This window comes from Nocardioides albertanoniae (assembly GCF_006716315.1).
Lineage (GTDB): Bacteria > Actinomycetota > Actinomycetes > Propionibacteriales > Nocardioidaceae > Nocardioides > Nocardioides albertanoniae.
In genome coordinates, this window is sequence record NZ_VFOV01000001.1 from 3189401 (window position 1) to 3208244 (window position 18844).

Annotated in this window: 15 protein-coding genes and 1 tRNA gene; 3 read left to right on the forward strand and 13 right to left on the reverse strand. The window is 69.3% G+C overall.

The genetic code is table 11. From position 1 onward, the window contains the following. Positions 1-71: 71 nt before the first annotated feature. A tRNA-Leu gene (locus FB381_RS15320) sits at positions 72-157 on the forward strand. A 34-nt stretch (positions 158-191) separates the two neighbouring features. Next, positions 192-971, forward strand: a complete 780-nt coding sequence (locus FB381_RS15325; protein ID WP_141781081.1) for a transcriptional regulator — start codon at positions 192-194, stop codon at positions 969-971. On the opposite strand, the gene pyk is transcribed toward FB381_RS15325, so the two are convergent. The 8 genes from pyk to trpC form a co-directional block, all read right to left on the reverse strand. Continuing rightward, positions 968-2437: a pyruvate kinase gene (gene pyk, locus FB381_RS15330; RefSeq protein ID WP_141781082.1), complete on the reverse strand. Its 1470-nt coding sequence runs from the start codon at positions 2435-2437 to the stop codon at positions 968-970. The genes FB381_RS15325 and pyk overlap by 4 nt on opposite strands. A 189-nt stretch (positions 2438-2626) precedes the next feature. Beyond that, complete coding sequence (locus FB381_RS15335) at positions 2627-4093, reverse strand: glutamate synthase subunit beta (protein ID WP_141781083.1); 1467 nt, start codon at positions 4091-4093, stop codon at positions 2627-2629. Beyond that, on the reverse strand, positions 4086-8564 hold the full coding sequence (gltB, locus tag FB381_RS15340; protein WP_246088135.1) for a glutamate synthase large subunit: 4479 nt from the start codon (positions 8562-8564) through the stop codon (positions 4086-4088). The genes FB381_RS15335 and gltB overlap by 8 nt, the downstream gene beginning before the upstream one ends. A gap of 355 nt (positions 8565-8919) precedes the next feature. Next, the gene (lgt, locus tag FB381_RS15345; protein WP_246088136.1) at positions 8920-9864 is read right to left on the reverse strand and encodes a prolipoprotein diacylglyceryl transferase; all 945 of its coding nucleotides are present in this window, start codon (positions 9862-9864) and stop codon (positions 8920-8922) included. A 42-nt stretch (positions 9865-9906) separates the two neighbouring features. Beyond that, positions 9907-10515 (reverse strand): SCO family protein, encoded by a 609-nt coding sequence (locus tag FB381_RS15350; RefSeq protein ID WP_141781086.1) that lies wholly within the window; start codon positions 10513-10515, stop codon positions 9907-9909. Beyond that, positions 10512-11321 (reverse strand): tryptophan synthase subunit alpha, encoded by an 810-nt coding sequence (trpA, locus tag FB381_RS15355; RefSeq protein ID WP_141781087.1) that lies wholly within the window; start codon positions 11319-11321, stop codon positions 10512-10514. Before trpA ends, FB381_RS15350 begins: the two co-directional genes overlap by 4 nt. Beyond that, a complete protein-coding gene (gene trpB, locus FB381_RS15360) occupies positions 11318-12577 on the reverse strand; it encodes a tryptophan synthase subunit beta (protein WP_141781088.1) in 1260 nt (419 codons plus the stop codon). Before trpB ends, trpA begins: the two co-directional genes overlap by 4 nt. Further along, positions 12574-13380: an indole-3-glycerol phosphate synthase TrpC gene (gene trpC / locus FB381_RS15365; RefSeq protein ID WP_141781089.1), complete on the reverse strand. Its 807-nt coding sequence runs from the start codon at positions 13378-13380 to the stop codon at positions 12574-12576. The genes trpB and trpC overlap by 4 nt, the downstream gene beginning before the upstream one ends. A gap of 147 nt (positions 13381-13527) precedes the next feature. On the opposite strand from trpC, the gene FB381_RS15370 reads away from it, so the two are divergent. Further along, the gene (locus tag FB381_RS15370; protein ID WP_141781090.1) at positions 13528-13866 is read left to right on the forward strand and encodes a DUF4190 domain-containing protein; all 339 of its coding nucleotides are present in this window, start codon (positions 13528-13530) and stop codon (positions 13864-13866) included. 63 nt (positions 13867-13929) lie between these two features. Here the strand turns inward: FB381_RS15370 and FB381_RS15375 are convergent, their stop codons facing one another. From FB381_RS15375 to FB381_RS15395, 5 genes are all read right to left on the reverse strand, one after another. Beyond that, the gene (locus tag FB381_RS15375; RefSeq protein WP_141781091.1) at positions 13930-14130 is read right to left on the reverse strand and encodes an HGxxPAAW family protein; all 201 of its coding nucleotides are present in this window, start codon (positions 14128-14130) and stop codon (positions 13930-13932) included. 73 nt (positions 14131-14203) lie between these two features. Continuing rightward, positions 14204-14755: a Trp biosynthesis-associated membrane protein gene (locus tag FB381_RS15380; protein ID WP_170225178.1), complete on the reverse strand. Its 552-nt coding sequence runs from the start codon at positions 14753-14755 to the stop codon at positions 14204-14206. After that, the gene (hisI, locus tag FB381_RS15385) at positions 14752-15123 is read right to left on the reverse strand and encodes a phosphoribosyl-AMP cyclohydrolase (RefSeq protein ID WP_141781093.1); all 372 of its coding nucleotides are present in this window, start codon (positions 15121-15123) and stop codon (positions 14752-14754) included. The genes FB381_RS15380 and hisI overlap by 4 nt, the downstream gene beginning before the upstream one ends. Before the next feature lie 22 nt (positions 15124-15145). After that, positions 15146-16963: an ABC transporter ATP-binding protein gene (locus FB381_RS15390; RefSeq protein WP_141781094.1), complete on the reverse strand. Its 1818-nt coding sequence runs from the start codon at positions 16961-16963 to the stop codon at positions 15146-15148. Further along, positions 16960-18807: an ABC transporter ATP-binding protein gene (locus FB381_RS15395; RefSeq protein WP_141781095.1), complete on the reverse strand. Its 1848-nt coding sequence runs from the start codon at positions 18805-18807 to the stop codon at positions 16960-16962. Before FB381_RS15395 ends, FB381_RS15390 begins: the two co-directional genes overlap by 4 nt. Positions 18808-18844 lie beyond the last annotated feature (37 nt).

Here is an 18844-nt window from a genome sequence, read left to right on the forward strand (position 1 = left end):
GACTAGGCCATCGCGCGCAGGTCCCGGTGCAGTGATTCCGCCCACGGTCCGGTAGATTTTCTACCGATCCAGCCGGATTGGCGGAACGGCATACGCGGCGGTCTCAAACACCGCTGCCCGAAAGGGCTTGTGGGTTCGAATCCCACATCCGGCACCACAAGACTGTCGGTGGTCACGAGCATGATGACCACATGCCACACGTTCGCCCCCAATCTGTCGTCGACAGCGCACTGCGCTGCTCCGACGAGGGGATGCGCGACGCGGACAACGCGGCGAAGCACGGCGTTGCGGTCAAGACGATCCGCCGATGGCGAAGACTTTACCAACGCCGCGGGATCGTCCGCGGCCAGACCCATCTCGCACCGCCGTGCCCACGATGCGATGGAGCGGAGCTCGACGCGGAGGCGTACGCCGAGATCCTTGGCTGGTATCTCGGGGACGGACACATCAGTGAGGGCCGTCGCAGCGTGTTCAACCTGCACATCGTCAACGACCGAAAGTACCCCGACATCAACCAACGCCTCATCACCCTGATGGCTCGGGTCAAACCCGGGGGTCATCCACATACTCGCTTGGTCCCGGGAGCTGTGATCACGACGATCTCGTGGAAGCACCTCCCCTGCCTCTTCCCCCAGCTCGGCCCCGGCCGCAAGCACGAGCGCAGGATCGTCCTGGAGGAATGGCAGCAGGAGATCGTGACCGCTCACCCCGGCCCGTTCCTGCGGGGCCTGTTCCACTCCGACGGGTGCCGCGTGAACAACTGGGCCACCCGGATGGTCGCAGGCCAGAAGAAGCGCTACGAGTACGCCCGCTGGCAGTTCGTCAACCACTCCGACGACATCCGCGACCTCTGCACCTGGGCGTTGGATCTGGTCGAGATCCCGTGGCGCCAATCCTCCTGGAAGACGATCAGCGTCTCGCGCCGCGACGCGGTCGCGGCGCTCGACGCGCTGATCGGCCCGAAGAGCTAGCTCTTGCGCTCGTAGGCCGGTGCGACCTCGTTGATCGCGTCGCCGATGCGGTGGATGCGCAGCGCGTTGGTGGAACCGGGGATGCCGGGAGGCGAGCCGGCGATGATGACGACGAGGTCGCCCTCCTCGACGCGGCCGATCTTGAGGAGGTTCTCGTCGACCTGGCGGACCATCTCGTCGGTGTGCTCGACCTCGTCGGTGCGGAAGGTCTCGGTGCCCCAGCTGAGCGCGAGCTGGCTGCGTACGGAGTCCAAGGGGGTGAAGGCGAGCAGCGGGATCGCGGTGCGCAGCCGGGAGAGGCGGCGCGCGGAGTCACCGGAGGTGGTGAACGCGACCAGGAACTTCGCGCCCACGCGGTCGGCGACCTCGGCGGCCGCCTTGGCGATCACGCCGGAGCGGGTGTGCGGGTCCCAGTCGATGCGGCTGAGCTCGGCGGCGCCGTAGCCGTCGGTGGAGAGCGCGTGGCGCTCGGTGGCGGCGATGATGCGCGCCATCGTCTCGACGGTGTGGATCGGGTAGTCACCCACGCTCGTCTCCGCCGAGAGCATCACCGCGTCGGCGCCGTCGAGCACCGCGTTGGCGACGTCGTTGGCCTCCGCGCGGGTGGGCGCGGGGTTGGAGATCATCGAGTCGAGCATCTGGGTGGCGACGATGACCGGCTTGGCGTTGAGCCGGGCGAGCTCGATGATCCGCTTCTGCAGGAACGGCACCTCCTCGAGCGGGCACTCCACGCCGAGGTCGCCACGGGCGACCATGAACATGTCGAAGGCGGCGATGACCTCCTCGAGGTTGTCGATCGCCTGCGGCTTCTCGATCTTGGCGATGACCGGGACGACGCGCCCCTCCTCGTCCATGATCTTGCGCACGTCGTCGTAGTCCTGCGCGTTGCGCACGAAGCTGAGCGCGATCATGTCGACGCCGAGCTTGAGCGCGAACCGCAGGTCGGTCTCGTCCTTCTCCGACAGTGCCGGCACCGAGACGGCGACACCCGGCAGGTTGATGCCCTTGTTGTTGGAGACCGGCCCACCGACCAGCACCTCGGTGTGGACCTCGGTGTCCTCGACCGCGGTCACCCGCAGACGCAGCTTGCCGTCGTCGATCAGGATCGGGTCGCCGACCTTCACATCGCCGGGAAGCCCCTTGTAGGTCGTGCCGCAGATCTTGTCGTCACCGACGACGTCGCGCGTGGTGATCGTCCAGGCCTGGCCGCGCGAGAGCGTCGCCGAGCCCTCTCCGAAACGCTCCAGCCGGATCTTGGGTCCCTGCAGATCAGCGAAGATGCCGACGCTGTGCCCGCTCGCGGCAGCAGCCGCGCGCACCAGCTCGTAGTTGCCGGAGTGGTCCTCGTGGGATCCGTGGCTCATGTTCATCCGAGCCACGTCCATGCCCGCGTAGACGAGCTCTCGGATGCGGCGCTCCGTGCCGACGGCGGGACCCAGGGTGCAGACGATCTTCGCTCTTCTCACGGGAGCCCAGACTACCCTCTGGAACGTTCAAAGCAGCACCCCCGGCACGGCCGGATCCCGTCATTCGACCAGGAACTCTCGGCGGCCAGGAACCTACGGATCGGTAACGAACGCGAACCGGCCCGGCACCTCGCGAGCGAGATGCCGGGCCGGTCGTGCGGCACGCCGTTGTGCCTGCGCCAGTCGGTCTCAGACCATGAGCTGGCGGTCCGTGGGCAGGATCGGTGCCGGCAGGTTGGTCGAGCCCGTCAGGAAGGTGTCGACCGCGGCCGCGGCGGCACGGCCCTCGGCGATCGCCCAGACGATCAGCGACTGTCCGCGACCCGCGTCGCCGGCGACGTAGACGCCGGGCACGGAGGTGGCGAAGGAGCTGTCACGGGCCACGTTGCCGCGCTCGTCGTAGTCGACGCCGAGCTGGGTCAGGAGGCCGTCCTTCTCGGGACCGGTGAAGCCCATCGCCAACAGGACGAGGTCAGCCGGGATCTCCTTCTCGGTGCCCTCCTTCTCGGTCATCTTGCCGTCGATGAACTCGACCTCGACCAGCTTCAGCGCACGTACGCGGCCGTCCTCGGTGCCGAGGAACTCCTTGGTGGAGACGGCGTAGACACGCTCACCGCCCTCCTCGTGCGCGGAGGCGACCCGGTAGGTCATCGGGTACGTCGGCCACGGCTGAGCGTCGGGACGCTCCTCCGGCGGACGCGGCATGATCTCCAGCTGGGTGATCGACTCGGCACCCTGACGGATCGCGGTGCCGAGGCAGTCGGCACCCGTGTCACCGCCACCGATGATCACCACGTGCTTGCCCTCGGCCAGGATCTGGTCCTCGACGGCCTCGCCGAGCGAGGCCCGGTTGGACTGGGGCAGGTACTCCATCGCCTGATGGATGCCCTTCAGCTCGCGCCCGGGAGCCGGCAGGTCGCGGCCCACGGTCGAGCCGTTGGCCAGCACGATGGCGTCGTAGCGGTCCTGGAGCTGGTCACCGGTGATGTCGGTGCCCGCGTCGACGCCCGGACGGAAGACCGTGCCCTCGCGTCGCATCTGCGCCAGGCGCTGGTCGACCTGCGACTTCTCCATCTTGAACTCAGGGATGCCGTAGCGCATCAGCCCACCGATCTTCTCGGCACGCTCGTAGACCGCGACGGTGTGGCCGCTGCGGGTCAGCTGCTGAGCGGCGGCCAGGCCCGCGGGCCCGGAGCCGATCACGGCGACCGCCTTGCCGGAGAGCCACTCGGGCGGCTGCGGCTTGACGTAGCCCGCCTCCCAGGCCTTGTCGATGATCGAGACCTCGATGTTCTTGATCGTCACCGCAGGCTGGTTGATGCCCAGCACGCAGGCCGACTCGCACGGCGCGGGGCAGAGACGACCGGTGAACTCCGGGAAGTTGTTGGTCGCGTGCAGACGCTCCGAGGCGCCCTCCCAGTCGTTGCGCCAGACCAGGTCGTTCCACTCGGGGATGATGTTGCCGAGCGGGCAGCCCTGGTGGCAGAACGGGATGCCGCAGTCCATGCAGCGCGAGGCCTGGGTGTTGATGATCGGCAGCAGGGTGCGCCCGACCTTGCCCGGGTAGACCTCGTGCCAGTCCTTGACCCGCTCGTCGACGGGACGCCTCTCGGCGACCTCGCGGCCGTTGTTCAGAAAACCCTTGGGGTCAGCCATGGAGGACCTCCATAATCCGCTGCGCTGCTTCGTCCTCGTCGAGACCCTCCTCGAGGGCCTCCTCCTGAGCTTCGAGCACGCGCTTGTAGTCGCTGGGCATGACCTGCGAGAAGCGGGTCAATGAGTTCGGCCAGTCGGCCAGGAGCGCCTCGGCGACGGCCGAGCCGGTCTCCTCGAGGTGGTCGCGCACGAGCTGCTCGAGCTCGGCGGCGTACTTCTCCTCGACGGCGGTCGCCTCGCCCAGCTCACCGTTGAGCCGCTGCGCCTCGAAGTCGAGGACCCAGGCGATACCGCCGGACATCCCAGCCGCGAAGTTGCGGCCGGTCGGACCGAGCACGAGCACGCGCCCACCGGTCATGTACTCACAGCCGTGGTCGCCGACACCCTCGGTGACGATGCTGGCGCCGGAGTTGCGGACCGCGGCCCGCTCCCCCACGCCACCGCGGATGTGGATCCGACCGCTGGTGGCGCCGTAGGCCAGCGTGTTGCCGGCGATGATGTGCTCTTCGGCCCTGAACCCGGCCGTACGCTCCGGGCGGATGACCAGCCGGCCGCCGGAGAGGCCCTTGCCGACGTAGTCGTTGGCGTCACCTTCGAGCCGCATGGTCAGCCCTCGCGGGACGAAGGCGCCGAAGGACTGGCCCGCGGAGCCGGTGAAGGTGATGTCGATGGTGCCCTCGGGCAGCCCCTCACCGCGGTAGCGCTTGGTGATCTCGTGACCGAGGATCGTGCCGACCGTGCGGTTGACGTTGCGGATCGGCAGCTGGGCGCGCACGGGCTCGCCGCGCTCGAGCGCCGGGGCCGCGAGCGGCACCAGCTCGTTGACGTCGAGCGACTTGTCGAGACCGTGGTCCTGGATCTTGGTGTTGCGCAGATCCTGGTCGGCGAACTGCTGGGGCGAGTCGATCCGGGTGAAGATCGGCGACAGGTCGAGGCCGGAGGCCTTCCAGTGGTCGATCGCCTTGCGGGCGTCGAGCGCCTCGGCGTGCCCGACCGCCTCGTCGATGCTGCGGAACCCGAGATCGGCGAGGTGCTCGCGGACCTCCTCGGCGACGTAGCGCATGAAGTTGACGACGTACTCCGCCTTGCCGGTGAACCGCTCGCGCAGCACCGGGTTCTGGGTGGCGACGCCGACCGGGCAGGTGTCGAGGTGGCAGACCCGCATCATCACGCAGCCGGAGACGACCAGCGGCGCGGTGGCGAAACCGAACTCCTCGGCACCGAGCAGGGCGGCGATGACGACGTCGCGGCCGGTCTTGAGCTGGCCGTCGGTCTGCACCACGATCCGGTCGCGCAGCCCGTTGAGGAGCAGCGTCTGCTGCGCCTCGGCGAGGCCGAGCTCCCAGGGACCACCCGCGTGCTTGAGCGAGGTCAGCGGGGAGGCACCGGTGCCTCCGTCGTGACCGGAGATCAGCACCACGTCGGCGTGCGCCTTGGAGACACCCGCCGCGACCGTACCGACCCCGACCTCGGCCACGAGCTTGACGTGGACGCGAGCGCTCGGGTTGGCGTTCTTGAGGTCGTGGATCAGCTGGGCGAGATCCTCGATCGAGTAGATGTCGTGGTGAGGCGGCGGGGAGATGAGCCCCACACCCGGCGTGGAGTGACGCGTCTTGGCCACCCACGGGTAGACCTTGTGGCCGGGCAGCTGGCCGCCCTCACCGGGCTTGGCGCCCTGGGCCATCTTGATCTGGATGTCATCGGCGTTGGTGAGGTATTCGCTCGTCACACCGAAGCGGCCCGAGGCCACCTGCTTGATCGAGGAGCGCCGCTTCGGGTCGTAGAGGCGCTCGGGGTCCTCGCCACCCTCACCGGTGTTGGACTTGCCACCGAGGATGTTCATCGCGACCGCGAGGGTCTCGTGGGCCTCACGAGAGATCGAGCCGTACGACATCGCGCCGGTCGAGAAGCGCTTCACGATCGCCTCGACGGGCTCGACCTCCTCGATCGGCACCGGCAGCCGGCCGAGGTCGGCAGCGCTCTTGATGTCGAAGAGCCCGCGCAGCGTCATCAGTCGCTCGGACTGCTCGTTGACGCGGTCGGTGTACTGCTTGAACACGTCGTAGCGGCCGTTGCGGGTCGCGTGCTGGAGCCGGAAGACGGTCTCCGGGTCGAACAGGTGGGGCTCACCCTCACGACGCCACTGGTATTCGCCGCCGATGGGCAGCGCGCGGTGGGCGTTGGCGACGCCATCACGCGGGTAGGCCGTGGCGTGCCGCTTGGCGACCTCCTCGGCGATCACGTCGAGGCCGATGCCACCGAGCTTGGAGGTGGTGCCGGTGAAGTAACGGTCCACGACCTCCTGGGAGAGGCCGACGACCTCGAAGATCTGCGCCCCGGTGTAGGAGGCGACCGTGGAGACACCGATCTTCGACATCACCTTGAGCACGCCCTTGCCGAGCGCCTTGATCGTGTTGGCCATCGCCTGGTCGGCATCGGCCTTCACGTAGTAGCCCTCGAAGGCGAGGTCCTCGACGGACTCGACCGCCAGGTAGGGGTTGACCGCGGAGGCGCCGTAGCCGATCAGCAGCGCGACGTGGTGCACCTCGCGTACGTCGCCGGCCTCGACCAGCAGGCCGACCTGCGAACGGGTGCGCTCGCGGACCAGGTGGTGGTGCACGGCTCCGGTGAGGAGCAGCGACGGGATCGGCGCCATCTCCTGGGTGGAGTGGCGGTCGGAGAGCACGATGATGCGTGCACCGGCTTCGATCGCCTCGGAGACCTCGGCGGAGATCTCGTCCAGGCGCGCCTGCAGCGCCTCGGCACCGCCGTCGACCTCGTAGAGGCCGCGGACGATGTGGACCGCGAAGCCCGGCATGTCGCCGTCACGGTTGATGTGACGGATCTTGGCCAGGTCGTCGTTGGAGACGACGGGGAACGGCAGCACGATCTGCCGGCACGAGGCCGGGCCGGGGCGGAGCAGGTTGGACTCGGCGCCGATGGTGCCGTTGAGGCTGGTGACGAGCTCCTCGCGGATCGCGTCCAGCGGCGGGTTGGTGACCTGCGCGAAGAGCTGGGCGAAGTAGTCGAACAGCATCCGCGGCTTGTCGCTCAGCGCCGCGATCGGGCTGTCGGTGCCCATCGAGCCGATCGGCTCGGCGCCGGTGTTGGCCATCGGGGCGAGCAGGATCCGCAGCTCCTCCTCGGTGTAGCCGAAGACCTGCTGGCGCCGGGTGACCGAGGCGTGGGTGTGGATGATGTGCTCGCGCTCGGGGATGTCCTCGAGGCGTACGAGGCCGGCGTGGAGCCACTCGTCGTAGGGCTGCTCGGCAGCGAGATCGGACTTGATCTCGTCGTCCTCGATGATCCGGTGCTCGGCGGTGTCGACCAGGAACATCTTGCCCGGCTGGACGCGGCCCTTGCGGACCACGGTGGCGGGGTCGATGTCACCGAGCACGCCGGCCTCGGAGCCGAGCACGACCAGGCCGTCCTCGGTGACCCAGTAGCGGCTGGGGCGCAGGCCGTTGCGGTCGAGGACCGCACCGATCTGGGTGCCGTCGGTGAAGACGACGGAGGCCGGGCCGTCCCAGGGCTCCATCAGCGTGGAGTGGAACTCGTAGAAGGCCTTGCGGGCCTCGTCCATCTCCTCGTGCTTCTCCCACGCCTCGGGGATCATCATCAGCATGGCGTGGGGCAGGCTGCGGCCCGAGAGGTGGAGCAGCTCGAGCACCTCGTCGAAGGAGGCCGAGTCGGAGAAGCCCTCGGTGCAGATCGGGAAGAGCCGCTCGAGGTCGCCCGGGATCACGTCGGACTCGAGCAGCGCCTCGCGCGCCTTCATCCAGTTGCGGTTGCCCATGACGGTGTTGATCTCGCCGTTGTGGGCGATGAACCGGAACGGGTGGCTCAGCGGCCAGCTCGGGAACGTGTTGGTGGAGAAGCGGCTGTGCACGACGGCGATCGCGGAGGCGACGCGCTCGTCGCGGAGGTCGGGGAAGACCTCGGCCAGCTGGGGCGTGGTGAGCATGCCCTTGTAGACGATGGTGCGGCTGGAGAGCGAGGGGAAGTAGACATCGGTCTCCTTCTCCGCGCGCTTGCGCAGGCAGAAGGCGAGCCGCTCCAGGGCCAGGCCCGTCACGCGCTGCTTGCCGCCGGCGACGAAGAGCTGGCGGAAGGTCGGCTTGACCGCCAGAGCGGTGGCGCCGAGAGAGTCGGTGTTGACCGGTACGTCGCGCCAGCCGAGGACCTCGAGGTCCTCCTCGATCGCGATCTCCTCGACCAGCTTCGCGGTGCGCTCGACCTGCTCGGGGTCACCGGGGATGAAGGCGGTGCCGACGGCGTAGGCACGCTCCGCGGGGAGGTCGAAGTCGACGACCTCGCGCAGGAACGCGTCAGGGACCTGGAGCAGGATGCCTGCTCCGTCACCGGAGTTGGTCTCGGCGCCGGCGGCGCCGCGGTGGTCGAGATTCACCAGGGCACGGATGCCCTGCTTGACGATGTCGTGGCTGGGCTCGCCGGTCAGTGTTGCGACCATGGCGACGCCGCAGGCGTCCTTCTCGAACCGAGGGTCGTACAGACCCTGGGGGGATGGATACGAGTGCTCGTACGGCACCGGGATCTCCCGTCTGTCCGGGCTCGGGTGCGCTGCGACCGACACAGCCCAATAGCCCCGGATTCTGACTCTGCGTCGAGTCGGCTCCGGAGCGTGGGGATGTCTGCGACAGGTGCGCGCGCCCTTGCGGGGATGAAACTGGCAATCTGCAGGGGACAGCGTTGGCCCGCGCGAGTGCAGCTAGGTTACCACTGGGTCACGGAGAGGTTCCGATCAAGGGTCCGTCCATGGACACCGTCACGCGAGGGCCGAGATCTCGTCGAAGATCTGCGCCTGATCAGGCCTTGGACGAGGATTCCTCGTCGCCGGCACCGTTGCCAGCATCGTCGCCCTCAGCGTCATCGCTGTGGGAATCGTCACTGTCAGGATCGCTGGAGGGGGCCTTGGCAGGGTCGCTGTAGACCTCCTCCTCGACCTTACCCCGGCCTGTGAGCGTCGCGTAGGCCCACCACGCGGCCGCGAGCACGAAGAGGATGATCGACATCCACTCGCTCCACCGCAGGCCGAGCACGTCGTGGAGCTGCACGTTGTCGATGCGCAGGGTCTCGATCAGGCCGCGGCCGAGGCAGTAGGCCATCACGTAGAGCGCGACGACGCGTCCGCCACCCAGGCGCAGCTTCTTCTGCAGGTAGACGATCACGAAGAAGAGGACGATGTCCCAGCAGAACTCGTAGAGGAACGTCGGGTGGAACGTGGTGCCGGCGGGGAACTGGCCGGGGCCCTCGGGGTAGCGCGACGGGTCGATCTCCAGGCCCCAGGGCAGGTCGGTGGGCTCACCGAAGAGCTCCTGGTTGAACCAGTTGCCCCAGCGACCGATGCCCATCGCCAGCAGGCAGGTCGGGGCGATCGTGTCGAGCAGCGGCATCAGCTTGATGCCCTTCTGCTTCGCCCCGATGATCACGCCCACGGCGCCGAGCGCAATCGCGCCCCACACCCCCAGGCCGCCCTTCCAGATGTAGAGCGCCTCGATCGGGGTGCCGCCGTCGCCGAAGTAGAGCTGCCAGTCGGTGATGACGTGATAGATCCGGCCACCGACAAGCCCGAACGGCACCGCCCACAGCGCGATGTCCTGGATGTCGCCGACGCGGCCGCCGCGCGCCTTCCAGCGCCTCTCGGAGACCCAGACGGCCACGACGATGCCGATGATGATCGCGAACGCATAGCCGCGCAGCGGCACGGGGCCGAGCCAGAGCACACCTTCGGCGGGGCTGGGGATGGACATCGGGAGGATCATGCGGGGCCCTTCTTGGCTGGCGCTGCCTGGCTAGTTCTGGCTGAGCAGGTGGTGGATGTCGTCGGCGAACTGCTTGGGCGAGGTGTTCATCGACCACACGACGTTCGCCCTGCCCGCGGAGACCGCGGAGACGTGGGTGTCGTGGACGCCGAGATCGTAGCCCCCGCTCGGCAACCGGTCGGCCTCCCCTATGAACAGGCGCATCGACTCGGCCAGGGTGACGATGTCCTTCAGGTCGCCGGTCAGGCCGATGAAGTCGTCGTCGTAGCGGTCGAGGTACTCCTCGAGCACCTTCGCCGAGTCACGCTTCGGGTCGGTGGTCACGAAGACGACGTCGACCTTGTCGCGGTCGGACTCGTCGAGACGGGTCAGCGCGGCGGTCAGGCTCGACATCACCAGCGGGCACTCGTCGGGGCAGCTGGTGTAGCCGTAGAACACCAGCGTCAGCGGCTTGTCGGCGTCGGTGGCCAGCGAGTAGGGACGGCCGTCGGTGTCGCTCAGGGATGTCTCGGCGAGCTGATAGGGCGTGTGCTCCTGACCGGTCATCGCCGAGGCCGGCGCCTGACCGGTGCCGGCGGCACCACAGCCGGTCAGAACGCCGACGAGGACGAGCAGGAGGGGCAGGACGAGACGTGTCAACGCGCGCGAACTCCCGCAGCCAGGTCCTCGGTGAGGCTCGCCAGCGCCTTGAGCGCCGCCTTCTCGTCGGAGCGGTTGTCGAGCAGCGTACGCACGAAGGCGGAGCCGACGATGACGCCGTCGGCGTAGGCGGCCATCTCGGCCGCCTGCGCGCCGTTGCTGACACCGAGACCGACGCCGACCGGCAGGTCCGCCCCTGACCGGCTGAGCTTCTTGGTGCGGGCCACCAGCGGGGCTGCCAGGTCGGAGGACTTCTCGCGGGCGCCGGTGACACCCATGACGGCGGTCGCGTAGACGAAGCCGCGGCTGTTGGCCGTGGTCAGCGCGATCCGCTCGTCGGTGCTGCTGGGCGCGACCAGGAAGACCTTGTCGAGGTCGCGGGCGTCGGCGGCCTCGATCCACTCGGGCGCGAAGTCGGGGGTGATGTCGGGGGTGATCAGCCCCGCGCCACCAGCATCCTGTAGCTGCTGGGCGAACCGGTCGACACCGCGGCGCTCGATCGGGTTCCAGCTGGTCATGATCAGCGTCGGCACTCCGGTCGACGCCACGGCCTCGACGACGCGGAACACGTCATCGACGCGTACGCCGCCGTCGAGCGCCTGCTGCACGGCGTCCTGGATCGTGGGGCCGTCCATGACCGGGTCGGAGTAGGGCAGGCCGATCTCGATGATGTCGCAGCCCGCCTCGACCATCGTGGTCAGCGCCTCGATCGAGCCCTCGACCGACGGGAAGCCCGCCGGCAGGTAGCCGACCAGCGCCGCGCGGTCCTCGGCCTTTGCCTTCTCGAACGCTGTCGACGTACTCACTGTGCTTCTCCCTGCTTGCTGTCGCCGAGCCCGAAGTAATCAATGGCCGTGCCCATGTCCTTGTCGCCGCGACCGGACAGGTTGATCAGGATCGTGGCGTCCTCGCCGTGACGCTCCTTGATCTCGGGCGCGATCTTGACGGCGCCGGCGATCGCGTGGGCCGACTCGATCGCAGGGATGATGCCCTCGGAGCGCGAGAGCAGCGCGAAGGCGTCCATCGCCTCCTTGTCGGTGATCGAGGTGTAGCTCGCCCGACCGGACTTGGCCAGCCAGGCGTGCTGCGGGCCGACCCCGGGATAGTCGAGACCCGCGGAGATCGAGTGGGACTCGATGGTCTGGCCGTCGTCGTCCTGGAGCACGTAGGTGCGGGCGCCGTGGAGCACACCCGGGTCGTTGGCCTGGATGGTGGCAGCGTGACGACCGGTCTCGAAGCCGTCTCCCCCGGCCTCGAAGCCGTGGATCTCGACGTCCTTGTCGTCGAGAAAGGCGGTGAAGAGGCCGATCGCGTTGGAGCCGCCGCCGACCGCAGCGACCACCGCGTTCGGCAGGCCGCCGAACTGCTCAAGGGCCTGCGCCCGGGCCTCGTCGCCGATGCCGCGCACGATGTCGCGGACCAGCGTCGGGAACGGGTGGGGCCCGGCCGCGGTGCCGAACAGGTAGGCGGTGTGGTCGACGCTCGCGACCCAGTCACGCAACGCCTCGTTGATCGCGTCCTTGAGGGTGCCGCTGCCCGAGGGCACCGGGACGACCTCGGCACCGAGCAACTGCATCCGGGCCACGTTGAGGGCCTGGCGGTCGGTGTCGACCTTGCCCATGTAGACGGTGCAGTCGAGCCCGAAGTAGGCCGCGGCGGTCGCCGAGGCGACACCGTGCTGGCCGGCGCCGGTCTCGGCGATCACCCGGGTCTTGCCCATCCGCTTGGTGAGCAGCGCCTGGCCGAGCACGTTGCGGATCTTGTGGGCGCCGGTGTGGTTGAGGTCCTCACGCTTGAGCAGGACGCGTACGCCGAGCTGATCGGAGAGCCGGGTCGCGTGGTAGAGCGGGCTCGGCAGGTTGGCGTAGTCGCGCAGGATCGCGTCGAACTCGGCCACGAACTCCGGGTCGGCCTTGGCCTTCTGCCAGGCGTCGTCGAGCTCGATGAGCGCCTTCATCAGGGCCTCGGGCATGAACCGGCCGCCGAACCCCTCGGCCTCGCCGCCGAACCAGCCGAGCTCGTCGGCGTCGTAGGAAGTCGTCTCGTTGATGTGAGTTGTCATCGCTGTGTCTGCTCTCGGCCCTTGCCTTGGATTCCGGTGAACTCGGCGACCGTGCCCTGCGGGTCGCCGTGCTTGACCAGCGCCTCGCCGACGAGGACCGCCCGGGCCCCTTCGGTGACGTGGCGCGTGACGTCTGTGGCGGTGAAGATGCCCGACTCGGCGACCTTCACGCGATCCTCGGGGATGAGCGGGGCGAGCCGTCCGAAGACGTCCTGGTCGATCTCGAGGGTCTTGAGGTTGCGGGCGTTGACGCCGATCAGCTCGGCGCCGAGGTCGACCGCCCGGGCGACCTCGATCTCGTCGTGGGTCTCGACCAGCACGGTCAGCCCCAGCTCACGGGCCTGGTCGTAGAGGCGGCGCAGCGTGTCGTCGTCGAGCGCGGCCACGATCAGCAGCGCCAGGTCGGCCCCGGCGGCGCGCGCCTCCAGGAGCTGGTAGGGCTCGACGATGAAGTCTTTGCGCAGCAGCGGCGTCTCGACGGCCGCCCGCACCGTACGCAGGTCCGCGAGCGAGCCTCCGAAACGGCGCTCCTCGGTGAGAACCGAGATCGCCGCCGCTCCCCCGGCCGCATAGCTCCTGGCCAGCTCGGCGGGGTCGGGGATGTCGGCCAGGGCGCCCTTGGAGGGGCTCTTCCGCTTCACCTCGGCGATCACGCTGCTGCCCGCCGCACGCAGGTGCGGCATCGGGTCACGAGGCGGGTCGACGTCGGCGATCCTGGCCCGCAGGTCCGCCTCGGACACCGTCGCCTGGCGCTGCGCCAGGTCCTGGCGTACGCCGTCGATGATCGTGTCGAGCACCGACATGTTCAAACCTCTCGTTTCCGGGTCTCACCCACACCCAAAGCCTCTCACCCGAACCGTGACACGCCCGATTTGGCGCCACAGTGCGGGCAGGAAAGGTTAAGTTCGTCCCATCTCAACCACACTCGCCTGACTTTGGAGGTCAGACACATGAGCTACGGAACACCGCCGCCGCCACCGCCGCAGTACGGCTCGCCGGCGCCCGGGCAGCCCGGGCAGCCCGCCGGTAACAACAAGAAGGCGATCTGGGCACTTGTCCTCGGCATCCTCAGCATTCCGTGCTGCTCCATCTTCACCGGCATCCCGGCGATCATCCTGGGCAAGATGGCCCAGGGCGAGATCGCCGGCTCCGGCGGCGCGCAGGGCGGTCGAGGCATGGCCACGGCCGGGTTCATCCTCGGCATCGTGAGCATCGCGCTCTTCATCCTCAACATCATCCTGTACGCCACCGGCGTGCTGAGCTTCGACGGCACCACGACCACCTACTGAGCCAAGGCTCAGAAATCGGCGAGGCCCCCGGCAGATCTGCCGGGGGCCTCGCTGTTCACAGGCTCAATGAGACTCGGTGTTGAAGCCGAGCTTGGCGAGCACGATGAAGAGCAGACCACCGACGACGGTGACGGCCACGCCGACCCAGAAGATGGTCCAGCTGATCGGGCTGAGCATCATGGCGACGCTGCCGATCAGGAAGCCGAGGAGACCGACCGCGACTGCGATCCAAGCTGCCGGGGTGTTGCCGTGGCTGGCGGACATTCGATGACTCCTCTACGAGTTCTTAGCTGAAGCGAAGCCCGAAGCGATCCACGTGGGCTTGGGTGCAGTGTATTCATTGATCGCCGGTCGTCGGGTCGCGACCCTCGTCCAGCGACTTCCAGACGTCCAGCGTGGACTGTTCCTCGAGCGGCTTCGCCGCGGGCTCGGCCGCGGCCGGGGCGTCATACTTGCGGCCCATCTCGGGCCACCTGGGCGCCAGCCGTACGCCGGCGACCGCGGCCGCGATCGTCACGACCGCACCGAGGAGCGCGAGATAGGGCCACGGTGTGGTCGCGCGCTGGGTCTCGCCCCACACGACCTCCGACTCGACCGCGCGGCCCAGCGCGTCGGTGCCGGCATGGCCGAAGAACGTGACGATGACGCCGATCCCGGCCAGCCCGGCGAGGGCGGCCACCAGGCGCCGTACCAGACCTCGGGTGACCAGCACGACGCCCCAGGCGGCGAGCGCGACCAGGGCCAGGCCGGTGGTGCCCGGAGAGTCGTTGAGGTCGGCGGGCATCGGCCCGGGGGCGGTCACCTTGACCCAGTCGTTGGACCCGGCCCAGGCGGCCAGGGCCGCACCGCCGAGACCGGCGATCACGGTGGGTCCGAAGGAGGCCTTCACGAAAGCTGCCCCGAGGAGATCAGGCCGGCGTCGAAGCAGGTGCGGTCGCCGGTGTGACAGGCCGGGCCCTCCTGATCGACCTTGAGCAGGATCGTGTCGCCGTCGCAGTCGAGACGCACCTCCTTGACCCACTGGCGGTGCCCGGAGGTCTCGCCCTTGACCCAGTATTCCTGTCGGCTGCGCGACCAGTAGGTCGCCCGGCCCGTCGCGAGCGTGCGCGCCAGCGACTCGTCGTTCATGTAGCCGAGCATCAGCACCTCGCCGGTGTCGTGCTGTTGTGCGATCGCGGGCACCAGCCCGTCGGGGTCGCGCTTGAGCCGGTCGACGATGGCGGGGTCGAGCCCCTCGCTCGTGGGTCCAGTAGTCACCCCTCCAGTATCGCGCAGAGGGTCAGCTGCCCTGTTGGGCGACCCAGGAGGCGTGCAGACGGGCGTACGTCGAGCCCTCCTGAGCCACCAGGTCGGCGTGGGGTCCACGCTGGGCGAGCCGGCCGGCGTCGACCACGATCACCTCGTCCGCGGCCTCGGCGGTGGAGAGACGGTGGGCGATCGTGACCGAGGTGCGCCCGCTCATCAGCCGCTCCAGCGCGCGGTTGATCCGCATCTCCAGGCGCGGGTCGACCGCGGAGGTGGCCTCGTCGAGCACCAGCAGGTCGGGGTCGGCGAGCTGGGCCCGCAGCAGCGCCACGAGCTGTCGCTCGCCGGCCGAGAGCGACTCACCGCGCTGCCCGACCTGGGTCCTGACCCCGGCCGGGAGACCGGCCAGCCAGTCGCCGAGCCCGAGCACGCTGGCGGCACGCTCGATCTCCTCGTCGGTCGCGGCCAGCCGCCCGTAGCGGACGTTGTCGGCGAGCGTGGAGTCGAAGAGGAACCCCTCCTGGGGCACCAGCACGACGCTGGCGCGCAGCGAGGCGTTGCCGACCTCGCGCACGTCGACGCCGTCGAGACGCACCCGGCCCTCGGTCACGTCCATCACGCGGGTGAGCAGCTTGGCGATCGTCGACTTGCCCGAGCCGGTCTCCCCCACCACCGCGACCCGGCTGCCGGGCGCGATCGCGAAGGAGATGTCGTGGAGGACCGGGCTTCCTCCGGGATAGGCGAAGGTGACGGCGTCGAACTCGATCGAGAGCGGACCCCGCGGCAGTGTCGCGCCGTCGGCGCCGGGATCGACGAGGTCGGCGGGCGTCTCCAGGATCCCGATCGTGCGCCGCCAGGAGGCGATCGCGTTCTGGGCATCGGTGAGGATCTGGGTGCCCATCTGCACCGGGCCCACGAACAGCGTGACCAGGAACGCGAACGCCAGGATCTCCCCGACGCTCAGGGCGCCACCGCTGCCCCGGTAGGCCAGGGCGAGCAGCACGCCGCCGACGATCACACCCGCGTTGGCGAGGCCGCCGGAGAGACCACCGAGGCTGAAGAAGATCGAGGTGTAGGCCTGCGCCTTGGTCTGCGCGGCGCTGGTGGCATCGATCTCGCGGTCGATCCGCTGCTGGGTGCGGTCCTCGACGGCGTACGCCTTCACGACGGCGGCGCCGACGACCGGCTCGGAGACCGCGGAGAGCATCTTGGCGACCTGGCGGCGCGCGAGCGTGTAGGCCGCCGACAGCTTGCGCTGGAAGAATCGCAGGCTCAGGAAGAGCGGACCGAAGCAGAGCCAGACCAGGATCGCGAGCTGCCAGGAGTAGACCACCATCACCACGGTGGCGATGAGCATCTGGCCGATGCTGACGATGAAGAGCAGCCCGCCGAACACGATGAACTGGCTGACCTGGTCGACGTCGCTGGTCACCCGCGAGACCAGCGCGCCGCGGTGCTCGGTCGACTGGGTGAGCATCGGCAGGTCGTGCACATGCCGGAAGGCTTTCGTACGCAGCGTCGACAGGCCCCGCTCGGCGGCGGTGAAGAGGCGGCTGGTCATCATGAACGACGCCCAGCCGGTGACCGCGATGGCAACCGCTGCGACGAGGCCGGCCCGCAGGACATAGCCGAAGTCGGGACCGCCCTCGCCGCTGAGCCCGTTGTCGAGGCTCTGCTGCACCACGATCGGCACGACCACCTGACCGACGCTCGCGAGCACCGCGAGCGCGAAGGTGCGGCGGATGCCTTCGACCAGCTCCGGGGAGTGCTTGATGCCCAGGCGGATGGTCTCGATCGCGCCGAGCTCCTCGCCGCTGCCGACCCGGGTCTCGGGCTCGAGGGTCGCGGTCACTGGGCTGCCTCCTGGACGGTCTCCGGGTTCGTCTCTGTGGCGGCCTCCGGGGTCTCGTAGGCGTTGACCAGCCGGGAGTAGGACTCGTCGCGGGCGAGCAGCTCGGCGTGGGTGCCGCGGTCACGGATCCGGCCGGCTTCGAGGTGCACCACCTCGTCGGCCAACGCGATCGTCGCCTTGCGGTAGGCGACCACCACGAGGCTCGTCTCGCGGCCGCCGTCGCGCAGCGCTCCACCGTCTGCGCCGCTCCGCAGCGCGGCAAGGATCCGCTGCTCGACCTCCGGGTCGACCGCCGAGGTCGCGTCGTCGAGGACGAGCAGCCGGGGGCGGCGTACGAGAGCTCGGGCGAGCGCCAGGCGTTGACGCTGACCGCCCGAGAGGCTGGCGCCGCGCTCACCGAGGGTGGTGTCGAGGCCGTCGGGCAGCGCGGCGACGAAGCCGTCGGCCTGCGCGGCCGCGAGCGCTGCCCAGACCTCGTCGTCGGTGTGGTCGGCGCCGAGGGTGACGTTGCCGCGCACGGAGTCGTCGAAGACGAAGGCGTTCTGCGGCACCAGCGCGGCGACCCGGGCCCACTCCCCCGCGTCCAGGTCGCGCAGGTCGGTGCCGTCGAGGGTGATCCGGCCCTTGTCGGGGTCGATGAGCCGCGCCAGCAGCATCGTCATGGTGCTCTTTCCCGATGCCGTCTCACCGACGATCGCGACCGTCTTGCCGGGCTCGACCTCGAAGTCGACGCCGTCGAGGAGCGTAGGCCCGTCGGCGTAGGCGTAGGCGACGCCGTCGAGCGTCACCCGCGCGCCGCTGGGCTCGCGGCTCACGCGTTCGGTGCCGTAGACGAGCCTGCCGGTCGCGTCCAGCACCCGCTGCACCCGCCGGAACCCGACGACGCTGCGCGGGAACTCCCCCAGCAACCACCCGAAGGAACGGATCGGGAACGCGACGATGGTGAGCAGGAAGCCGATCTGGACGACGTCGCCCGGCGCGGCAGCACCGCTGGAGACGCGACCCACCCCCACTGCCAGCACGGCGAGGACACCGAGGCTCGGCAGCGCCGCCAGCACCGGGTCGAACGTCGCCCGGATCCGGCCGGCACGGATGTTGACGTCGCGCAGCTCCTGCGCCTTCGCCTCGAAACGGTCGGTCTCCTCGGCCTCGCGCCCCAGCGTCTTGACCACGAGCGCACCGTCGAAGGACTCGTGGGCGATGCCGGACAGCTCCGCGCGCAGCTGCTGGGCGCGGGTGATCAGCGGCGAGGAGAACCGCTGGAAGATCAGGTTGGCGACCACGACCGCCGGGAAGACGAGGATCGCCACCGACGCGAGCACCACGTCGGTCCAGAACATCTGACCGACCGCGATCACCATCATGGCGAGGGTGCCGACCGCCATCGGCAGCGGGGCGATCGGCGCCCAGGACGCCTCGACGTCGGAGTTGGCGTTGGAGAGCAGCTGACCGGTCGGGTGCCGGTGGTGCCAGGAGAGCGGGAGCGCGAGGTACTGCCGGGTGACGGCGCGGCGCGAGTGCGCCTGCATGCGGTATTGCATCACCCCGGCACCCAGCCGCCGCGCCACGACGCCGACGGCCCGCAGGATCGCGACGGCGACGAAGAGCCCGACCACGGCCCACAACCAGCCCGCGCCGATCTCACCGTCGCGCAGCCCGGGCACCAGCACATGGTCGGTCGACCAGCCCAGCACCCAGGCGTCCGCGACCGTCAGCGCACCGAACAACGCCGATCCGAGCGTCGAGAGCGTGAACACCGCCCACTCGCGCCGGATGGCCACTCCGAGGACCTTGAACCCGTCGGTCGTCGTAGCCCGCTGGGGTATCGAATCCTCGTCGCTCATCTCGAGGTAAAGCCTAGGCCAGGGCTGTGGATGCGAC